This is a genomic window from Pantoea cypripedii (assembly GCF_011395035.1).
Classification (GTDB): domain Bacteria; phylum Pseudomonadota; class Gammaproteobacteria; order Enterobacterales; family Enterobacteriaceae; genus Pantoea; species Pantoea cypripedii_A.
Genome location: NZ_CP024768.1, coordinates 2,230,536 through 2,250,358 on the forward strand (window position 1 = coordinate 2,230,536; position 19,823 = coordinate 2,250,358).

17 protein-coding genes are annotated in these 19,823 nt (G+C 53.0%); 6 read left to right on the forward strand and 11 right to left on the reverse strand.

Translation table 11 applies throughout. The features are described 5' to 3' along the window. Positions 1-93: 93 nt before the first annotated feature. From CUN67_RS10370 to pdeR, 4 genes are all read left to right on the forward strand, one after another. A complete protein-coding gene (locus CUN67_RS10370) occupies positions 94-2,028 on the forward strand; it encodes an exoribonuclease II (RefSeq protein ID WP_208715199.1) in 1,935 nt (644 codons plus the stop codon). A gap of 185 nt (positions 2,029-2,213) precedes the next feature. Further along, positions 2,214-4,280: a carbon starvation CstA family protein gene (locus tag CUN67_RS10375; RefSeq protein ID WP_208715201.1), complete on the forward strand. Its 2,067-nt coding sequence runs from the start codon at positions 2,214-2,216 to the stop codon at positions 4,278-4,280. Beyond that, positions 4,273-4,569 (forward strand): YbdD/YjiX family protein, encoded by a 297-nt coding sequence (locus CUN67_RS10380; RefSeq protein ID WP_208715203.1) that lies wholly within the window; start codon positions 4,273-4,275, stop codon positions 4,567-4,569. Before CUN67_RS10375 ends, CUN67_RS10380 begins: the two co-directional genes overlap by 8 nt. A gap of 157 nt (positions 4,570-4,726) precedes the next feature. Beyond that, a complete protein-coding gene (pdeR, locus tag CUN67_RS10385; RefSeq protein WP_208715205.1) occupies positions 4,727-6,709 on the forward strand; it encodes a cyclic di-GMP phosphodiesterase in 1,983 nt (660 codons plus the stop codon). 15 nt (positions 6,710-6,724) lie between these two features. Here the strand turns inward: pdeR and CUN67_RS10390 are convergent, their stop codons facing one another. The 3 genes from CUN67_RS10390 to araD form a co-directional block, all read right to left on the reverse strand. Continuing rightward, complete coding sequence (locus CUN67_RS10390; protein ID WP_208715207.1) at positions 6,725-7,591, reverse strand: crotonase/enoyl-CoA hydratase family protein; 867 nt, start codon at positions 7,589-7,591, stop codon at positions 6,725-6,727. A 140-nt stretch (positions 7,592-7,731) separates the two neighbouring features. After that, positions 7,732-8,715: a 2-keto-3-deoxygluconate transporter gene (kdgT, locus tag CUN67_RS10395; protein ID WP_208715210.1), complete on the reverse strand. Its 984-nt coding sequence runs from the start codon at positions 8,713-8,715 to the stop codon at positions 7,732-7,734. Between the two features lie 225 nt (positions 8,716-8,940). Continuing rightward, positions 8,941-9,639 (reverse strand): L-ribulose-5-phosphate 4-epimerase, encoded by a 699-nt coding sequence (gene araD, locus CUN67_RS10400; RefSeq protein ID WP_208715212.1) that lies wholly within the window; start codon positions 9,637-9,639, stop codon positions 8,941-8,943. A gap of 350 nt (positions 9,640-9,989) precedes the next feature. Here araD and osmB point away from each other — a divergent pair, with 350 nt between their 5' ends. Continuing rightward, on the forward strand, positions 9,990-10,205 hold the full coding sequence (gene osmB, locus CUN67_RS10405; protein ID WP_208715214.1) for an osmotically-inducible lipoprotein OsmB: 216 nt from the start codon (positions 9,990-9,992) through the stop codon (positions 10,203-10,205). 74 nt (positions 10,206-10,279) lie between these two features. On the opposite strand, the gene yciH is transcribed toward osmB, so the two are convergent. The 5 genes from yciH to pgpB all read right to left on the reverse strand — a co-directional run bounded on the left by yciH (position 10,280) and on the right by pgpB (position 13,882). Beyond that, positions 10,280-10,603, reverse strand: coding sequence for a stress response translation initiation inhibitor YciH (yciH, locus tag CUN67_RS10410; protein WP_208715215.1), 324 nt, complete (start codon positions 10,601-10,603; stop codon positions 10,280-10,282). Continuing rightward, entirely contained in the window at positions 10,603-11,310 is a 708-nt protein-coding gene (pyrF, locus tag CUN67_RS10415; RefSeq protein ID WP_208715217.1) for an orotidine-5'-phosphate decarboxylase, read from the reverse strand. Before pyrF ends, yciH begins: the two co-directional genes overlap by 1 nt. A gap of 200 nt (positions 11,311-11,510) precedes the next feature. After that, positions 11,511-12,680 carry a lipopolysaccharide assembly protein LapB gene (gene lapB / locus CUN67_RS10420; RefSeq protein ID WP_208715218.1) on the reverse strand — a complete coding sequence of 390 codons (1,170 nt, stop codon included), beginning with the start codon at positions 12,678-12,680 and terminating at the stop codon, positions 11,511-11,513. A gap of 6 nt (positions 12,681-12,686) precedes the next feature. Further along, positions 12,687-12,992, reverse strand: coding sequence for a LapA family protein (locus CUN67_RS10425; protein ID WP_208715219.1), 306 nt, complete (start codon positions 12,990-12,992; stop codon positions 12,687-12,689). A gap of 125 nt (positions 12,993-13,117) precedes the next feature. Then, positions 13,118-13,882 carry a phosphatidylglycerophosphatase B gene (gene pgpB / locus CUN67_RS10430; RefSeq protein ID WP_208715220.1) on the reverse strand — a complete coding sequence of 255 codons (765 nt, stop codon included), beginning with the start codon at positions 13,880-13,882 and terminating at the stop codon, positions 13,118-13,120. 227 nt (positions 13,883-14,109) lie between these two features. Between pgpB and ribA the strand changes: the two genes are divergently transcribed. Next, positions 14,110-14,703, forward strand: coding sequence for a GTP cyclohydrolase II (gene ribA, locus CUN67_RS10435; protein ID WP_084875096.1), 594 nt, complete (start codon positions 14,110-14,112; stop codon positions 14,701-14,703). A 30-nt stretch (positions 14,704-14,733) separates the two neighbouring features. Here ribA and acnA read toward each other — a convergent pair whose 3' ends face one another. The 3 genes from acnA to cysB all read right to left on the reverse strand — a co-directional run bounded on the left by acnA (position 14,734) and on the right by cysB (position 19,669). Next, positions 14,734-17,412, reverse strand: coding sequence for an aconitate hydratase AcnA (gene acnA, locus CUN67_RS10440; protein ID WP_208715221.1), 2,679 nt, complete (start codon positions 17,410-17,412; stop codon positions 14,734-14,736). 631 nt (positions 17,413-18,043) lie between these two features. Then, a complete protein-coding gene (locus CUN67_RS10445) occupies positions 18,044-18,202 on the reverse strand; it encodes a YmiA family putative membrane protein (RefSeq protein WP_013509244.1) in 159 nt (52 codons plus the stop codon). 492 nt (positions 18,203-18,694) lie between these two features. Beyond that, complete coding sequence (gene cysB / locus CUN67_RS10450; protein WP_021183095.1) at positions 18,695-19,669, reverse strand: HTH-type transcriptional regulator CysB; 975 nt, start codon at positions 19,667-19,669, stop codon at positions 18,695-18,697. Between the last annotated feature and the right edge of the window lie 154 nt (positions 19,670-19,823).

Sequence of the window (19,823 nt, forward strand, 5' to 3'; positions counted from 1 at the left end):
TAAAGCGGCTTTTTAGCCTGTTTTAGCCTTGCCGCGCGGGCATGATTCGCGTAAAACTGTCAGCCGCTCTTAGGCCACGAAACTAAAAAAATTATGTTCCAGGATAACCCGCTGCTCGCGCAGCTGAAAGAGAAGCTCCACGCGCAGACCCCGCGCGCCGAAGGCGTGGTGAAAGGTACGGAAAAAGGATTTGGCTTTCTGGAGGTTGATGCTCAGAAAAGCTATTTCATTCCACCGCCGCAGATGAAGAAAGTGATGCACGGTGACCGCATTGTTGCTGTGATCCACACCGATAAAGATCGCGAGAGCGCCGAGCCGGAAAGCCTGGTTGAGCCGTTCCTGACGCGTTTTGTCGGCCGCGTACAGAAAAAAGATGACCGCCTGTCAATCGTGCCCGATCATCCGCTGCTGAAAGATGCCATTCAATGTCGCGCTGCCCGTGATGTCAGCCATGACTTCCAGGCCGGTGACTGGGCTGTGGCCGAAATGCGCCGCCATCCGCTGAAAGGCGACCGTGGTTTTTATGCTGAACTGACCGAATTTATCACCACTGCTGACGACCATCTGGCGCCGTGGTGGGTGACGCTGTCGCGCCACAATCTGGAGCGCGAAGCACCGGAAGTGGGTTTTGGTGCAATGATTGACGAGCATCTGCAACGTGAAGACCTCACCGCGCTGGATTTCGTCACCATCGACAGCGCCAGCACCGAAGATATGGACGATGCGTTATACGCAGAAGAGACTGCCGAAGGCAACCTGCTGCTGACCATCGCCATTGCCGATCCGACCGCATACGTTGCAGAAGGCAGCGCGCTGGATAAACTGGCCGCGAAACGCGCCTTTACCAACTATCTGCCGGGCTTCAACATCCCGATGCTGCCGCGTGAGCTGTCTGACGATGTGTGTTCACTGCGTCCGAACGTGCGCCGTCCGGCGCTGGCCTGCCGCGTAACCGTACTGAAAGACGGCAGCCTGGCTGACGACATTCACTTCTTCGCGGCATGGATCGAATCCAAAGCCAAGCTGGTGTATGACGAGGTTTCTGACTGGCTGGAAAACAGTGGTAGCTGGCAGCCGACCAGTGACAGCATCGCCCAGCAGATTCGTCTGCTGCATCGCCTGTGCCTGGCACGCAGCGACTGGCGTCAGACGCACGCGCTGGTGTTCAAAGATCGTCCGGACTATCGTTTTGTGCTGGGTGAAAAAGGTGAAGTGCTGGATATCATTGCCGAGCCACGCCGTATCGCTAACCGCATCGTAGAAGAAGCGATGATCCTGGCAAACGTCTGTGCCGCCAAAGTGCTGCAACAGAAGCTGGGCTTCGGTATCTACAACGTACACACCGGTTTTGACCTCGCTAACGCCGAACAGGCGGCAGGCGTGCTGGCTAGCCACGGTATCACCGTTGATCCACAGGCCATCACGACGCTGGACGGTTTCCGTCAGCTGCGTCGTGAGCTGGATGCCCAGCCAACGCAATTTCTGGACAGCCGTATCCGTCGTTTCCAGTCCTTTGCTGAGATCAGCACTGAGCCAGGCCCGCACTTCGGCCTCGGTCTGGAAGCCTACGCGACCTGGACCTCACCGATTCGTAAGTCTGGCGATATGATCAACCATCGCCTGCTGAAAGCCATCATTCGTGGTGAATCGATTGCACGTCCGCAGGATGAGCTGACCCTCATAATGAGTGAGCGCCGTCGTCTGAACCGCATGGCCGAGCGCGATGTCGGCGACTGGCTGTACGCACGCTTCCTCGCACCGTTTGCCGGTAGCGATCGTAAGTTCAGTGCCGAAATCATCGACGTTTCCCGTGGCGGCATGCGTGTCCGTCTGCTGGAAAATGGTGCCGTTGCCTTTATCCCTGCTCCGTTCCTCCATGCTGTACGTGATGAGCTGGTGTGTTCGCAGGAAAACGGCACCGTGCAGATCAAAGGTGAAGTCGCTTACCGCGTGACGGATGTCATCGACGTGACCATCGCCGAAGTGCGTATGGAAACACGCAGCGTCGTGGCCCGCCCCGCTGCCTGAGCATGAAATTGTGCGGGATAACAGGCGTTATCCCGCATTTTTCCCCTTCATATTAAACAATTGTTAAATTTGTTCTCCGCTTCACACTTCTTCATCGATTAGCTGTCGCTTACATTCCATTACATTATTTTTAACTTGTTGTATTCGATCGTTTATTTTTCCCGGTCCCTACAAGGAGTTAACTCATGAACAACGTCAGAACCGGATTGATCTGGTTAGCGGTGGCGTTAATTGGTGCCGCATCGTTTGCCATGCTGGCGCTCAGCCGTGGCGAACACGTTAACGCGGTCTGGCTGGTGATTGCTGCCGTGGCCTGTTACAGCATTGCTTATCGTTTCTATAGCCTGTTTATCGCCCGCCGCATTTTCGAGCTGGATGATCGTCGCCGTACTCCGGCGGAGCGTTTCAATGATGGTCTGGATTATGTGCCGACCAATAAGTGGGTGCTGTTCGGCCATCACTTTGCGGCCATCGCCGGTGCCGGTCCGCTGGTCGGCCCAATCCTTGCCGCCCAAATGGGTTTTCTGCCGGGCACTATCTGGATCCTGGTCGGCGTGATGCTGGCCGGTGCGGTTCAGGATTTCCTGGTGTTGTTTATCTCCACCCGTCGTGATGGCCGTTCGCTGGGCGAAATGGCGCGGCAGGAGCTCGGGGCCTTTGCCGGGGTGATCACCATGCTCGGCGCACTGGGCGTGATGATCATTATTCTCTCAGCCCTCGCCCTGGTGGTCGTCAAAGCGCTGGCAAACAGCCCGTGGGGGTTGTTCACCATCGCCGCCACCATTCCGATCGCCTTGTTTATGGGCGTGTATATGCGCTTCCTGCGTCCGGGAAAAATCGCTGAAGTCTCGATTATCGGCTTCGTGCTGATGATGGCGGCGATCATTTTTGGCGGCGATATCGCACAACATCCTTTCTGGGGACCGTTCTTTACCCTGAAAGGCACCGAACTGACCTGGGTGCTGGTGATTTATGGCTTTGTCGCCTCTTCACTGCCGGTGTGGCTGCTGCTGGCCCCGCGTGATTACCTCTCTACCTTCCTGAAAATTGGCGTGATTATTGGCCTCGCCGTCGGCATTTTGTTTGCCATGCCAGAGCTGAAGATGCCCGCCGTCACCAAATTTATTGATGGCAGCGGTCCGGTGTTCTCCGGTGCGTTGTTCCCGTTCCTGTTTATCACCATCGCCTGTGGCGCGATCTCCGGCTTCCATGCGCTGGTCTCCAGCGGCACCACGCCAAAATTGATAGAACGTGAAAGCCATATCCGCTTTATTGGCTATGGCGCGATGCTGATGGAGTCTTTTGTCGCCATCATGGCGCTGATTTGCGCCTCAGTGCTTGATCCGGGCGTCTACTTCGCCATGAACGCACCCGCGGCGCTCATCGGCACCACAGTCGAAAATGCTGCGCAGGTGATTAATGGCTGGGGCTTTGTGGTGACACCGGAAATGCTGACCTCGATTGCCGGTGAAGTGGGCGAAAAAACCATTCTGTCACGCGCCGGTGGCGCACCGACCTTTGCCGTAGGCATGGCACACATCATCACCGAGGTATTCAACAGCCGCGCAATGATGGCGTTCTGGTATCACTTCGCCATCCTGTTTGAAGCGCTGTTTATCCTCACCGCCGTGGATGCGGGGACCCGCGCCTGTCGTTTTATGGTGCAGGATCTGGTGGGCACGGTCGTCCCATCACTGGCGAATAACCGTTCCTGGATTGGCAATATGGCCGGGACGACCGTCGCGGTGGCAGGCTGGGGGTTCTTTGTCTACCAGGGCGTGGTGGATCCGCTTGGTGGCATCAATACCCTGTGGCCATTGTTCGGTATCGGCAACCAGATGCTGGCCTCGATGGCGCTGATCCTTGGCACTGTCGTGCTGTTCAAAATGAAGAAACAACGGTACGCGTGGGTGACCATTTTGCCCACCGCCTGGCTGTTTATCACCTCAATGACCGCTGGCTGGCAGAAAATTTTTCACGAAAAGCCCTCGATTGGTTTCCTTGCTCAGGCCAACAAATTCCGTAAGGGACTGGACGAAGGCGTGATTATCGCACCGGCCAAAACCGTGGCTGATATGCAAACCATTGTTTTCAGTAACCAGATAAATGCATTGCTTTGCGGCTTCTTTATGCTGGTGGCAGTGACCATGCTTATCGCCGCATTCTTTGTTATCCGTCGTGCATTGCGCAGTGAAGTGCCTACCGTACACGAGTCGGCGGTGTCACTGCGTAAGGAGGTGCGTAATGTCTGATGCTATTCACCATTCCCGCAAACCGGCAGGCGCATGGCAAATTCGGCAATGCCTGCCACTGGCAAGCGTGGCGACTGATGCGCCACGCACCGGCTGGCAACGATTGTGGCGCGGTTTGCAGCAAAGCTTTCGCTTAATGGTCGGCGTGCATGATTATCAAAATTATCTGCAGCATATGCGTCTGCATCATCCCGGGCAGACACCGATGAATGAGCGCGATTTTTATCGCTACTGCCTCAATGCCCGCTTTCCCAGTGAACCCGGAAAACTGGGCAAATGCCCTTGTTAATGCTGCCCAGCCCCAAATTTTTGGGGCTTTTTCGTGCCATTCATTTATCTAAACAAAAATATATTCGAATTGCACCTTGTGCTTACGCAAGAGGATGAATACTGTTGCTAAAATAATGAGATACCGCCTGCTGAGCATTCCCCCGGAGGAAGTTTCCATGACCGATGAACAAGGGCAAACGTTGCTATACACTTTGTTTGGCACCACCAGCCCTCATTGGCGTCTGACAGCAGACAGCGATGCATTGCATTTTGCTGAAGAGGAAAATGCGCATACTAACCTGGCGGTTCCCCTTACCCCCGCGCAGGCGAGTTTGCTGCGCGCCATGACGGTCATCACTTCCAGTATTAACCTGACGTTATCGCTGCACGGCACCCCTGTACCGATGCATTTTGTTGGCCGCAAAGTGAACCAGGCAACCTGGGCGGGCACCGCTTCTGCCTGGGGCGATACCTCATCCGTCGCCCGTGATTTGACCCTTGGCCTCTCGTTTGCCGAACAGGTGGTTTCTGAGGCCAACTCGGTGATTGTCATCCTTGATCAGCGAGGAAATATTCAACGTTTCAACCGGTTAAGTGAAGAATACACTGGCCTTAAAGAACACGAAGTGATCGGCCGCAATGTGTTCCAGCTGTTTATGACCAAACAGGAAGCCCAGGCATCACGCCGCAACATCGCCGGGTTCTTTCGCGATGGGAGTTCTTACGAAGTTGAACGTTGGGTGAAGACGAAAAAAGGTCAACGACTGTTTCTGTTTCGTAATAAGTTCGTCCACAGTGGCAGTGGCAAAAATGAAATATTTCTCATCTGTTCAGGAACGGATATAACCGAGGAACGCCGTGCCCAGGAGCGTCTGCGCGTACTCGCCAATACCGATACCGTCACCGGTTTACCTAATCGCAACGCTATTCATCAGCAAATTAGTCTGGCTCTGGAGATGGCGAAAGGCGCGCAAACCGGCGTGGTTTACCTCGATTTGGATAATTTTAAAAAGGTCAATGACGCCTATGGTCATATGTTTGGCGACCAGTTGCTCCAGGCCGTATCGTTGGCCATCCTGAGTTGCCTGGGGAAAGATCAAACCCTGGCGCGTCTGGGGGGTGACGAGTTTGTGGTGCTGGCGGAAAACACCAGCCAGGCCGCGCTGGAAGCCATGGCCTCACGCATTCTGGAACGGCTGCGTCAGCCATTCCGTATCGGCCTGATTGAGGTGTACAGCGGTTGCTCGATTGGCATCGCCCTCGCCCCGCTGCATGGCGAAGATCGTGAAAGCCTGATTCGTAACGCAGATACCGCGATGTACCACGCGAAAGAGAATGGTCGCGGTAAGTTTTGCGTCTTTGCCAGTGAGATGAATCAACGCGTTTTTGAATATCTGTGGCTCGACACCAACCTGCGTAAAGCGCTGGAGCAGGATCATCTGGTGGTGTATTACCAGCCGAAAGTGGATCGCGATGGCGAGGTGCGTACAGCCGAGGCGCTGGTACGCTGGAATTCCCCGGAACGTGGTCTGGTGCCACCGGGAGACTTTATCGCTTATGCGGAAGAATCCGGCCTGATTGTGCCGCTTGGCCGCTGGGTGATGCTCAACGTGCTGCAACAGGTGATCGCCTGGCGCGCGGAAGGCATCTGGTTACGGGTTGCTGTGAATGTCTCGGCGAAGCAGCTGATTGATCAAAGCATTTATAGCGATCTGAAGCAGGCACTGGCAGAAAGCAACCTGACGGATTGTCCGATTGATATCGAACTGACCGAAAGTTGTCTGATCGAGAACGAAGCCGACGCGCTGAAGCTGATGAAGCAGTTTCAGGAGTTGGGTGCGCAGGTCCATCTCGACGATTTCGGCACCGGTTACTCATCGCTGTCGCAGCTGGCGCGCGTTCCCATTGACGCAATCAAGCTGGATCAGAGCTTTATTCGTAATATCAATAAGCAGCCGGTGGCACAGTCGTTGGTGCGTGCCATCATGGCAGTGGCCAAAGCCCTTGAGTTGCAGGTGATTGCCGAAGGTATTGAAACCAAAGCCGAAGAAAAATTTGTTATGGCTAACGGCGTCGATGGGCGTCAGGGTTATCTTTATGCGAAACCAATGCCCGCAGACCAGCTCGGGCATTGGCTTAAGCATCCTGCCCGCGTTTAACGCTGGTCTGCGAGATTATCCGGCTTTGCGCAGGGACGCGCTATGACGGTTCTGCAGTTGCACCAGACGCTCCATGTAGGCAATGTCTTTCGGTTCCAGCGTGAAAGCATAATCAACCCAATCCTCCGTAATATCCATTAACTCCGCCCTGGAGAGTTGCAACACACGCTGACGCGCTTTCAGCATTGCCCGTACGCCATTCAATTTCGGACGCAGGGTATCGATGAAGGTACGCGTAGCGCGATAGCTATCGCCCGGCTGGAACACTTTGTCCACCAGTCCGCGGGTTTCATACCATTCCGCGCTGTGTGACTCCCCTTCACAAATTAACTCTTCAGCTAGCTTCATCCCGGCACGCCGCGCGACTAACGAGTATCCCCCCATGCCGGGGAACAGATTGAAGGCGATTTCCGGGAACCCCAGGCGTGCGCTGTTCTGCGCCAGAATGAAGTGATGCGCCAGGGCGGCTTCAAAACCACCGCCGAGCGCACTGCCCTCAATCATCGCCAGCGTGACCGCCCCGGTATCAAACCCCTTCGCAGCTGAATGAATGCAGTCCACACAGGCACGGGCATAGGCACGTAATGCTTCACGCCGGTTGTTGCGAATGCATTCTACAAAGAAACGCAAATCGCCCCCGGCATTAAACATTTGTGGTACCAGCGATCCCGTCACCCAGAAATCAATCGGCAGACCGGAACGCTGCGCGGCGTAGCTCAGGTTCATGATCTCCTCGATGAGTTCGTGGTTAAAGCTGGGACGCGGTTGCGCCCGCAGCATCATCCACATGGTGTGCCGCCCTTCCTCATAATAGGCAGCCAGCTGCGTGGTTTGTCCGACTTCGGTGAACAATCTGCATGTAGGTTGGTTAATCACTGTCATAGTCTCATCCTCTGTTTATATGATGCGTTGAACGCAATATCAGCGTAATCCAGAGTGAGGCCAGACCAAATGAGAGATTGATTTATATAGCAAATTCCAGAGATTTCCCCGACACAGGGGTCGGGGAAAGATTAGCGGGGTTACTTGATGGCCGCGCGTTGCCCTGCTGCAACATGAAAACGCTTAACGCGACGTGAATAAAGCGCCGTAATGATGGGAACCAATACTGAAGTAACAATTACCGATGTCGCCACCAGCGCGGTTGCCGCCGGGGCAACCGGTTTAAATTGTGGCAGCATTTCGGCAATCAATACCGGCGTTGCCACCGCTGCGCCAGCGGTGCTGGAGGCGGCAATACCTGCGGTACCATCGCCACCGCCAATCAGACGATCGGCAAGGATTAACGGAATACCAGTGATGATGATCACCGCGACGCCCAGCAGAACACCGAGTAAACCGGTCTGCGCGATCACCGTTAAATCAATAGTATTGCCGAGCGCGAAGGCAAAAAACGGAATCAGGGTATGCACGGCTTTGCCGAAGAAATCACGCAATTCCGGGTCGAGGTTGCCAAGCGCAAAACCGACGAGGAATGGCAGCACCGCACCGACAAATACGTGAGGTTCAAACGAGGCGATGCCTGCGGTACCGAGAATCACCATGGTCATCAGTGGCCCTGATTCCAGCGACATCAGCACAAAAGCCCCTGCTTCTTCTTTGGAACCATATTGCTGCATGATCGAGGCATACAATCCCCCGTTGGTCATATCCATCGCGGCCACTAACGCCAGGGTGGAAAGGCCGGCAAACATGCCCACTTCAACGCCATTTTCCGGCATCACGCGTGAAGCGATGGCTGCCACGACCCAAGCCACGGCAATTTTGGTCAGCACCAGCGTACCGGATTTGCGTAACACGGTACCGGTGGCACTGAGTTTGATGGATGCGCCCATACAGAAGAACCACACAGCAAGAATGGGTACGGTGCCGGTCATGAGTCCATTGGTGAACGAACCGAAGTATTTGCCCGCGCCGGGCGAAAAGGTGTGGCAAAGCGCGCCAAGAAACAGCGGGATCAACATCATGCCGCCAGGGATTTTATCGATTGCACGTTTGATATGCATATTAGTGTCACCTGTACTGAGCCAGAGGGAGGTGCGTTAAACTTTGCCAACAGGCATGGCAGGCAAGATAACGGCTCCAGACTGGCAAAAAAGTGATCCCTAATGTATTTATGAAACGTTGTTTTATTTTTATTGGTTTATCATTTTATTTTTTGATCATGCTCGCCATACCAGTTCGATTTGGCCGATAAAAAAGGGCGCCAGATGGCGCCCTGTCAGTGTTTGTCACTTCTGCCCATACCAGGCATTTTTGCCGTGCTTTCTCAGGTAGTGCAGGTCCAGCAGGGTTTGTGAGATTGAGGGTAGCTCCTGACGTAGCTGTTCCGTATGCAGCGCCATATAGGCGACTTCTTCCAGCACCACCGCGCTATGTACGGCGGCATCGGCATCTTTACCCCAGGCAAAGGGGCCATGAGAATTGACTAACGCGGCAGGGATGGCCGTCGGGGCGATCTCGCGTTTAGCGAAAGTTTCGATGATCACCTGCCCGGTGTTCCACTCATACTCCTGTTCAATTTCTTCCCGCTCCATCGCCCGGGTGCAGGGAATGGTGCCATAGAAATCGTCAGCATGAGTGGTTCCCCAGGCCGGGATATCCCGCCCGGCCTGCGCCCAGATGGTAGCGTGACGCGAATGGGTATGCACGATACCGCCAATATCCGGCCAGGCAAGATACAGCGCACGGTGCGTTGCGGTATCTGATGATGGGCGCATTTTCCCCTCCACCACCTTGCCGCTTTCCAGTTCCACCACCACCATGTCGTCGCGCTGCATGTTGGCGTATTTCACCCCGGAAGGTTTGATCACCAGTAAGCCGCTGGCACGGTCGATAGCACTGACATTGCCCCAGGTAAAGGTCACCAGGTTATAACGTGGTAAATCCAGATTGGCTTCCAGTACCTGTTGTTTCAACGCTTCCAGCATGTTTTTTCTCCAGCAAGATGTGATGGAGAAATTGTGCAAAGCCTGCGGCAAAAACGTTATGGAGGGAATGGCTGTAAAAGCAGCGGAAAGTGGCTGAGGGCGTAAAAATGTGGCGTGAATTAGGAGTTTTCTATCTTCGGAAAAATTCCGTAATGATTAGACTTGTCCCCAGCCAACCGTGGAGCGCTTTTGCTCCCCTGCGGCAAGGTTAACACGCTGTTTTCGCATTCGGGCTGCGGATTGCAGGCTTAAGGATGAGGACCGTGATGACATAACGGTGTGAAACAGTTTCAGGGAGCAACGCCTATACTTTAAGGGTTGCCTCTGTATGTACAATCAAGGAGAAGTTTATGACAACAACAATGAAACGTCTGACCGCAGCCGTACTGGCGACCACTTTAGTTATCACCCTGAGCGGTTGTTCAAACTGGTCCAAACGCGATCGTAACACCGCCATCGGTGCGGGTGCTGGCGCGATTGGTGGTTCGGTTCTGACTAACGGCAGTGCATTGGGTACCATTGGTGGTGCCGCAGTGGGTGGCATTATCGGCCATCAGGTCCACTAAAGGACCCTACATAATATAAGGCTACGCAGCGCATCTACAGTACAGGGCCACTCATTGAGTGGCCCTGCTTTTATTTAGCCGCCAGCGAGTTTCACTTTCATCCCTTTGGCTTCCAGCAACGATTTAAGCAGATCGCGCTTGTCGCCCTGAATTTCAATCACGCCATCTTTCACTGCGCCACCACAGCCACACTTTTTCTTCAGTTCGGCAGCCAGTTTCGCTAACGCATCATCATCCAGGTCGACACCGGTTATCAGGCAGACGCCCTTACCTTTGCGACCACTGGTCTGGCGCTGAATACGCACCACGCCATCGCCTTTCGGCCGCTGTGCTTTCTCTTCAGCGGGTGTAATACGCCCGGTTTCGGTGGAATAAACCAGCGGATTGTCCTGAGCCATTAGCCCTCCTGTAAACTGCGCAGAATTTGCTGCAATGTCGCCGCAGGATCGGCTGATTGGGTGATCGGACGCCCAATCACCATATAATCAACCCCAGCCTGCTTTGCCTGCTGCGGTGTCATAATGCGACGCTGATCGCCCGCATCGCTGCCTGCCGGACGAATACCCGGCGTGACCAGCGCAAAATCCCTGCCAATCACCTGCTTAAAATGCGCGGCTTCCTGAGCGGAGCAGACCACGCCATCAAGACCGCAATCATGTGTCAGGCGCGCCAGACGTTCTGCCTGCGCCGCCGGTGACAGAGTAATACCCAGACCTTTGAGATCCTCTTCATCCATGCTGGTCAGTACCGTTACGGCAATCAACAATGGAGCATCGTTACCATATGACACCAGCGCCTCACGCGCCGCATTCATCATGCGCGCCCCGCCGCTGGCGTGCACATTCACCATCCACACGCCCAAATCCGCTGCCGCAGCAACGGCATGTGCCGTGGTGTTAGGGATATCATGAAATTTGAGGTCGAGGAAAATCTCGAAACCACGCGCCTGTAGCGTTTTTACCAGCGATGGGCCAAACAGCGTGAACATCTCTTTGCCAACTTTCAGACGGCATTGGCTGGGGTCGATCCGATCGACAAATTGCAGTGCGCTGTCGAGATTATGATAGTCGAGTGCCACCAGAATAGGTGAAGTGGTAACAGGCATAACGTTTCCTCAGTTACAGGCACCCGCAGGCGCGTTAGACAAACGGCAAGCATTCTACCTGCGTGTCCTGGTGACGACAATCGCAGTACTGCGATTAACCCCCTGATTGGCTGCTGGCATCACTTGGCCAGAGCTTGTCAATGTGGAGCTGCCATTTGTATGTTGTAACTATATCGCTATTTTTTTTATAATGACGACCATTACTGGCCGTCAAGTCCACGAATAGGTTTTACTGAAGACCAGGCGCGGCAGGATGGACAGTGCCAGTAAAGCGCATGCGCGGTGAAGCCACATTTCTGGCAACGATAGCGCGGCTTGGTGCGAATCTGCTCGCCAACCATATCGCGCAAGACCATCAGACTTTCTTTAGCGCGGCCATCTTCCGCTTCATGCAGGTGAAAATCCATCAGGCGATGGAACACTCGCATGGTCGGATGGCGTTGCAGCTGGCGATTGATGTACAACTGTGCCGCTTCAGGGCCTTGCTGCTGCTCAATGATATCGGCGAGATAAAGCTCTGCCGCCGCTCCGGTATTCTCCTCCACACAACGCTGCAGGAACTGCGCCCATTGTTCAGGCTCTTCCATACGTTGATAGCAGGTTTCCAGCATCGGCAAAGTTTCGCTTACCAGCTCTTTATCCTGCTCCAGCACCCGTTGCAGACGTTCCACCGCTTTCGCGTATTCGCCCTGCTCCATCAGGATGCGGCCGGTCATAATTGAAACACGCGCACTCTGTCGATCCGCCGCTTCGCCTTTTTTCAGCAGCGACATCGCACGATCAAGATCATCACTGCTGAGCGCCTGCAGCGCCAGTTCACAATAGAAGTGAGAAATTTCCCCCTTCTGCTTATCCTTGCCCAACTTAACCAGCTTCTCAGCCACCTCAATCGCCTGCTGCCAGTCACTGGTTGCCTGATGGATCAACAGCAACTGCTGCAATGCACCAATACGGAAATCGGTCTCATCAACCAGCTGGCTGAACATATCTTCCGCACGGTCATACAAGCCAGCAGCCATATAATCGCGACCGAGCTGTTGTATCGCCAGCAAACGCTGTTCATAGCTGAGTGAGGCACTTTCCATTAATGATTGGTGAATGCGGATGGCGCGATCAACTTCACCGCGGGAACGAAACAGGTTACCCAGTGTAAGGTGGGCCTCAACCGTGCCACTATCCTCTTTCAGCATGTCGAGAAAGAGGTCAACAGCCTTGTCCTGTTGGTTAGATAGCAGAAAGTTAACCCCTGTAACGTATTCACGCGACAGGCGGTTGGCTTCCTGTTGCTTATCCTGTTGTGCACTGCGTCGGCCCATATACCAGCCATACGCTGCAGCGACAGGAAGAAGCAGAAACAGCAATTCAAGCATCGAAGCTTAATCCCGACGACCGGCGGAAGACGACGTGGTCACCGCAGTCGATTGTTCATTCTGCGCCTGCATACGTTTCAGTTTGCGCTGCGCGTGTGCCAGCGATACCCGTAATCGTAACCAGAACAGCCCACAAATTGCCCATCCGAGCACAAATCCGGCACCAAACAACCCAGCCAGCAATGTTGAAATACGAAATTCGCCCTGCGCCAGCAGATAGTTAAAAGTGATGATTTGGTCGTTATGCGCTCCAAGCGTAACGGAGATGATGAAAATGACCAATACCACGAGAAAAATCAGCAAATATTTCACAATGCATCCTGTCTGAGGTTATCCAGTAGAAGTATGCCAAAAAAGCGACGCCGATGCTGCTATCACCGCATCAAACGGCCTGATTTACGCAAGTGCAATCAATAATATGGGGTTGAATGGGAAAATTACAATCCGTCGTCCCGCTGTGCAATCTCTTTTGCTTCCGGCGGCGGTACAGTGAGAGGACCACAAAACCGCTGTGCCAGCCATATTGCCACCGTCACCAGCAACCAGGAAATCAGCGTTGCCATCACCAAATCACGCGGCCAATGCATCCCCAGCAGCAGGCGGCTGCCCATCACCAGGCTGGCCCAGACAAACACCGCCACGATGGTCAGAGTATGACGACGCGGCCACAGCAGACCCATCATCAGCAACGCCCAGCTGGCAGCAAACAGGGTATGACCGGAAGGAAAGGCAAAACCCGTTTCAAATGCCCAGTGTTTTTTTAACCAGCCTGGCAACGTCGTATCGTCTGCCAACAGCTGCTCTACCACCTGACTGCGCTGCTTACGTTTTAGCGCGTAAAACTGGCGTTCATCGAGACCATGACTTTTTGCCAGCCACATCACGTAGGGACGAGGCTCCTGCACCTGATCTTTAATAAAGGATTTAGTGTACTGACCCGTGAGGATAGCGCCATTCATGATGATGAGCAGCAAAATAGCGGGCCTGAGACGGAAACGCAGACACCATAATACCCAGGCGCTGAGAAGCAGGCTGGTGAGCGTTCCCCAGGGGCTGGTGACCGTTTCCGTCATCCAGAACAGGAATTTCAACAGCGCACCATGGGATCCAGGCTGCCACTGCCAGCCAGAAAGCCAGACGCTCAGTGGCATTATCAGCAATAAAAACGCCCCAAACGTCGTGCGTTGTACGATCTTTAACATCCACCTTCCCTTACAACCGCGTAACATACTGTGCAATGCATAACTTTAGCTGAAAAAAGAATAACATAACCATTGCGGCTTAGATAATTGTGCTTTATCACTACAATAACTCTGACTGATTAACTGCCTGATGTCAGGTTGTGGCACAATATTGTCAGTTTTGGGGCCACACAGGCCCATGCGTTATCATGATGATAGCGCATCCTATGAAGGTTCTGGAGAGTCACATGCAGCTTAAACGGGTAGCAGAAGCCAAACTGCCCACGCCATGGGGAGATTTCCTGATGGTTGGTTTTGAAGAACTGGCAACTGGCCACGACCACGTCGCGCTGGTTTATGGTGATGTTAGCGATCACACTGCGGTGCTGGCGCGTGTCCATTCTGAATGTCTGACGGGTGATGCTTTATTCAGCCTGCGCTGTGATTGCGGGTTCCAGCTTGAAGCGGCGCTGACGGCGATCGCCGAAGAAGGCCGCGGTGTGCTGCTTTATCATCGTCAGGAAGGTCGCAATATCGGCCTGTTAAACAAGATTCGTGCCTATGCATTGCAGGATAAAGGCTTTGATACCGTAGAAGCCAACCATCAGTTGGGCTTCGCGGCAGATGAACGTGATTTCACCTTGTGTGCTGATATGTTCAAGCTGCTGGGGATCAATGAAGTGCGCTTGCTGACCAACAACCCGCGTAAAGTGGAGATTCTCAGCGAAGCTGGCATCAATATTGTTGAGCGCGTGCCGTTAATCGTCGGTCGCAATCCAAAGAATGCCCATTACCTCGATACCAAAGCGGAAAAGATGGGGCATCTGTTGCCGAAGTCGTAATAAAAAAGCCGGGATTATCCCGGCTTTTTCTTAGTTCAGCATGTTACGAATGACGTAGTGCAAAATGCCATCATTCTGGTAATAGGTCAGCTCATTCCCCGTATCAATACGACAGCGCGTCTCCAGCGTTTCACGGCTGCCATCAGCTCTGGTCAGGGTCACGTTAACCGTACAGCCCGGTTTTAGCTGCGCAAGGTTTGCCACATCAATATGCTCCTCGCCCGTCAATTTTAAGGTTTTGCGCGTCACTCCATGAGGGAATTCCAGCGGCAGAATCCCCATACCAATCAGGTTTGAACGATGGATGCGCTCAAACGACTCGGCAATCACCACCCGCACGCCTTGCAGGCGCGGCCCTTTTGCCGCCCAGTCGCGGCTTGAGCCGGAGCCATACTCCTTGCCAGCTATCACCGCCAGCGCAACACCCTCCTGCTGATACTTCATTGCGGCATCGTAAATCGCCAGCTGCTCATTGCTGGGGTAATGTTTGGTGTAGCCCCCTTCCACGCCAGGGACCATCTCATTGCGGATACGGATATTGGCAAAGGTGCCGCGCATCATCACCTCATGGTTACCACGGCGTGAGCCATAGGAGTTGAAGTCGTTACGCTCCACGCCATGGGCCAGCAGATAACGCCCCGCCGGACTTTCCGCCTTGATACTACCGGCCGGTGAGATGTGGTCGGTGGTGACCGAATCACCGAGCATCGCCAGAATACGAGCGCCAGTGATGTCCTGCACCGGTTTGGGTGTTTTTTCCATATCGTCAAAAAACGGTGACAGCCGAATATAGGTGGAACCTTCATCCCAGTCGTAAGTGGCGGCTTCGCTCACCTTGATTTGTTGCCATTCCGGTGTGCCATCAAACACTTCGGCATACTCTTTATGGAACATATCACTGGTCACCTTCTGGACCGCCTCGGCAATTTCTTCCGGCGACGGCCAGATGTCTTTCAGATAAACATCATGGCCGCGCTGATCCTGGCCGAGGGGATCGCTTTGCAGATTGACCTTCATATTACCCGCCAGAGCATAAGCCACCACCAGCGGCGGCGAGGCCAGCCAGTTGGTTTTTACCAGGGGATGGATACGCCCCTCAAAGTTACGGTTACCCGAAAGTACAGCCCCGACGGTCAAATCGCCTTCTTTAATCGCGCTCTCGATGCTGTCGGGCAACGGCCCCGAGTTACCGATACAGGTGGTACAGCCGTAGCCCACCAGATTGAAGCCCAGCTCATCAAGGTAAGGGGTCAGTTGGGCCACGGCCAGATAATCAGAAACCACTTTAGAACCTGGAGCCAGCGACGCTTTCACCCAGGGTTTACGCATCAGCCCTTTTTCAACGGCTTTTTTCGCCAGCAAACCTGCCGCCATCAGCACGCTGGGATTCGAAGTATTGGTGCAGGAGGTGATCGCGGAGATCACCACTGCCCCATCATCCAGTTGATAGCTGTCGCCGGTTTCGCTGTCGCGATAACTGACGCTTTTATGCGGTTTCTGTGCCTGATTTAATTCCAGTTCATTACTGGCGGCGAAAGCCGCAGGGACATCACCCAGAGAAACACGATCCTGCGGGCGTTTTGGACCGGCGAGGCTGGATTCCACATCATTCATATCCAGCGCCAGGGTGCTGGTAAATATGGGTTCATCTCCCGGGTTACGCCACATCCCCTGCGCTTTGGCGTAGGCTTCCACCAGTTGTACCTGCACGCTATCGCGGCCCGTCAGGGTCATATAACTCAGGGTGACATCATCAATCGGGAAGAAACCGCAGGTTGCACCGTACTCCGGCGACATATTGGCAATGGTCGCCCGGTCAGCCAATGGCAGATCCGCCAGTCCATCTCCATAGAATTCGACGAACTTACCAACCACGCCATGTTTACGCAGCATCTGCGTAACGGTTAAGACCAGATCGGTTGCGGTGATGCCGGGACGCAATTTCCCGGTAAGTTTAAAGCCGACCACATCAGGAATAAGCATCGACACCGGCTGGCCGAGCATCGCGGCTTCCGCTTCGATACCCCCCACGCCCCACCCCAGCACGCCGAGTGCGTTAATCATGGTGGTGTGTGAATCAGTGCCTACCAGCGTGTCGGGATAAGCCACTTCCTCGCCATCCACGTTTTCATGCCAGATGGATTTACCGAGATACTCAAGATTCACCTGATGGCAAATACCGGTGCCCGGTGGCACGACACGAAACCGATTAAAGGCTTTCTGTCCCCAGCGCAGGAAAACATAACGTTCATGGTTACGTTCCATCTCTAACCGGACATTCTCCTCAAAAGCCTCATCGTCACCGAAGTGGTCAACCGTGACCGAGTGGTCAATCACTAAATCTACCGGCGAAAGCGGATTCACCTTTGCGACATCGCCGCCAAGACGTTTTACTGCTTCGCGCATCGCCGCCAAATCGACCACGGCGGGTACGCCGGTAAAGTCCTGCATCAGCACCCGTGCCGGTCGGTAAGCTATCTCACGATCGGCATGAGCATCTTTTTGCCATGCCACCAGCGCCTGAATGTCATCCGCCGTTACCGAGTCCTCATCCTGCCAGCGCAGCAGATTTTCCAGCAGAACTTTCATTGATTTGGGCAGGCGATCGATATTACCTAACTGGTGGGATGCTTTTTGCAGGCTGTAATACTGCCAGGTATTTTTATCAACTTTCAGTGTCTCCTGACTCTGCTCGCGTAACGTCGACATAGCTCCTCCTGAATAATGGCTCTCTTAACCTCAGTAACCACAAGGTTTAGCTTAAAGATAGACCACATTCTTGTTAACGTTTTGATAACAACACGAATTGACACATTCAGGCAGGTATTTAATTACCAACAAAAATGCCCCGACCATGGGTCGAGGCATTTAAAAAGCGAAACAATTTGAGTTATTGGATTACATTATCATCCACACGGCAGCGGCCCAAAAAAGGAATGAAAAGGCATATATGCTGAACCATGACATTGTTGTCGTTGCATTCATAGAGTCACTCCCTCCCGGATTCCGGGTAAAAAGGGATAACGTCCTCAGCCAGAGCTGATGACACCATTTTTATATGCTGAGTGCTAAAGGAAGGGCTTTGAAATTGCCCGCCGGATAACCCGGAAAAGAAGGACTAATCGTTGATATTTTAAGAGCAGAACGCAGACCTGCGTTATTTGGACTTCGGATCCATGAATGATTCAATAAAGTGACGCTGCTTTTCACTCAGTTCCCACGATGAAGGAATCACCCCATCCTGTTCAGTGCTGGCAGCATCTTTCGCTTTACACGCAGGCGTGTTCGGCTGACGTGCAGAAACCTGAGATTTACTACTGAGTGTATTTGCCCACATGGCTTAACCCCACATACGCCAAATCATTAGTGCCACCACTACCCAGAACAAGGCTGATGCAGCGAAGACAGTCAACCAGGCTTTGCGACGGATGTTACCTGAACGCTCAACCTTGGTGCTTTTAGCCCGGAAATCCGGTTGTACAGTTAATCTCGTAGCCATAGTTTTTGATAATCACTCTCAATAAAACAATTGATGACATCGATTAAGATTTAGGACGAATCCTAAACGCGTTAAGACCAAAAATCCAGTTATTTTTATTGAGCACAACGATTAATGCTATTTATCAAAATGCCAGAAACTGATGAGATAAATTTAATAACTAAGCAAACTATTAATTAAAAAGTTACATTGTAAATTTGGGTTAAATCAAAATTAGATCCAATCTTAATTCAACCTTAATTTACCGGGCCAGATAAAAAGCCCTTTCCCATCAACTCTTAACTGGAGTATGGGAATATTCCTGGGATCTCGCAAAGCGGTAAAGTAAAAAATGTGTACTAATTCGCATTTAAGAACTAACAATGAAAAAACATGTGACCGATGTTTCATTTACAAAAAAATAATGAAAATTTTTGAGCTACGGATGGCGCTAAGTAAGGAAAAATCTGAGGGTGCCAGCCAGGCACCCCGGGAAAATAACAAGTTAGGGGATCACTTGAAGGGTAACTTGATATCACGGAACATGGCTTCAATATCTTCATTGGAGCGCAATGCCACGGCGGTATCCACCACATCACGGGTCAGATGCGGAGCAAAACGCTGAATAAAATCATACATATAACTACGCAGGAAGGTACTGCGTCTGAAACCAATCTTGGTGGTGCTATTGGTAAAGATCTCTGATGCTTCAATGCGTACTAAATCCGGGTCGGAAACCGGGTCCACCGCCATGCTGGCAATCACCCCCACACCTAATCCCAGGCGGACATAGGTCTTGATGACATCCGCATCGGTAGCGGTAAAGACGATACGGGGCGTCAGTCCCGCACGATTAAACGCGGTATCCAGTTCGGAGCGTCCGGTAAAGCCGAAGGTGTAAGTCACCAGCGGAAACTCTGCCAGCTCCTCTATCGTCACCTGCGCTTTCCCTGCCAGCGGATGGTCCGGCGTCACCACTATCGCCCGGTTCCAGTGATAGCACGGCAGCATAATCAGGTCGTCGTAGAGATGCAGCGCCTCGGTGGCAATAGCGAAGTCGGCATTACCTTTAGAAACCGCTTCAGCAATCTGGGTCGGCGAGCCTTGATGCATATGCAGGGAAACGCGTGGATAGCGTTCTATAAAGCCTTTAATCACTCCCGGCAGCGCATAACGTGCCTGAGTATGGGTGGTCGCAACGTAGAGGGAACCTTTATCCGGCCAGGTATGCTCACCGGCAACCGATTTGATCGCATCAACTTTGGATAACACTTCGCGGGCAATGCGGATGATTTCTTCGCCGGCTGGGGTAACCTGCGTCAGATGTTTGCCACTGCGGGCAAAAATCTGCACGCCCAATTCATCTTCCAGCATTCTGACTTGTTTACTGATGCCCGGCTGCGAAGTGTACAAGCCTTCTGCGGTAGAAGAAACATTGAGGTTGTGATTGACCACTTCAACGATGTAACGCAACTGCTGCAATTTCATAGTTATATCTTCCCGGTAGGCGACAGAGTAGCAATCCCCCATGAGCGTGTTTCCGCCCTGGTTGAGGTATTTCAGGGAATGCGTGTCAGCGAAACGTAAAATCTATAACCACTATATCAGTTAAAGAAAGAATGTAGAACGATTAGCTATAAGG

What these genes read in the sequence shown, in the direction of transcription:
- CUN67_RS10370 (WP_208715199.1), top strand. Translation starts at nt 94, where the DNA reads ATGTTCCAGGATAACCCGCTGCTCGCGCAGCTGAAAGAGAAGCTCCAC.
- CUN67_RS10375 (WP_208715201.1), top strand. Translation starts at nt 2,214, where the DNA reads ATGAACAACGTCAGAACCGGATTGATCTGGTTAGCGGTGGCGTTAATT.
- CUN67_RS10380 (WP_208715203.1), top strand. Translation starts at nt 4,273, where the DNA reads ATGTCTGATGCTATTCACCATTCCCGCAAACCGGCAGGCGCATGGCAA.
- pdeR (WP_208715205.1), top strand. Translation starts at nt 4,727, where the DNA reads ATGACCGATGAACAAGGGCAAACGTTGCTATACACTTTGTTTGGCACC.
- CUN67_RS10390 (WP_208715207.1), bottom strand. Translation starts at nt 7,591, where the DNA reads ATGACAGTGATTAACCAACCTACATGCAGATTGTTCACCGAAGTCGGA.
- kdgT (WP_208715210.1), bottom strand. Translation starts at nt 8,715, where the DNA reads ATGCATATCAAACGTGCAATCGATAAAATCCCTGGCGGCATGATGTTG.
- araD (WP_208715212.1), bottom strand. Translation starts at nt 9,639, where the DNA reads ATGCTGGAAGCGTTGAAACAACAGGTACTGGAAGCCAATCTGGATTTA.
- osmB (WP_208715214.1), top strand. Translation starts at nt 9,990, where the DNA reads ATGACAACAACAATGAAACGTCTGACCGCAGCCGTACTGGCGACCACT.
- yciH (WP_208715215.1), bottom strand. Translation starts at nt 10,603, where the DNA reads ATGGCTCAGGACAATCCGCTGGTTTATTCCACCGAAACCGGGCGTATT.
- pyrF (WP_208715217.1), bottom strand. Translation starts at nt 11,310, where the DNA reads ATGCCTGTTACCACTTCACCTATTCTGGTGGCACTCGACTATCATAAT.
- lapB (WP_208715218.1), bottom strand. Translation starts at nt 12,680, where the DNA reads ATGCTTGAATTGCTGTTTCTGCTTCTTCCTGTCGCTGCAGCGTATGGC.
- pgpB (WP_208715220.1), bottom strand. Translation starts at nt 13,882, where the DNA reads ATGTTAAAGATCGTACAACGCACGACGTTTGGGGCGTTTTTATTGCTG.
- ribA (WP_084875096.1), top strand. Translation starts at nt 14,110, where the DNA reads ATGCAGCTTAAACGGGTAGCAGAAGCCAAACTGCCCACGCCATGGGGA.
- acnA (WP_208715221.1), bottom strand. Translation starts at nt 17,412, where the DNA reads ATGTCGACGTTACGCGAGCAGAGTCAGGAGACACTGAAAGTTGATAAA.
- CUN67_RS10445 (WP_013509244.1), bottom strand. Translation starts at nt 18,202, where the DNA reads ATGGCTACGAGATTAACTGTACAACCGGATTTCCGGGCTAAAAGCACC.
- cysB (WP_021183095.1), bottom strand. Translation starts at nt 19,669, where the DNA reads ATGAAATTGCAGCAGTTGCGTTACATCGTTGAAGTGGTCAATCACAAC.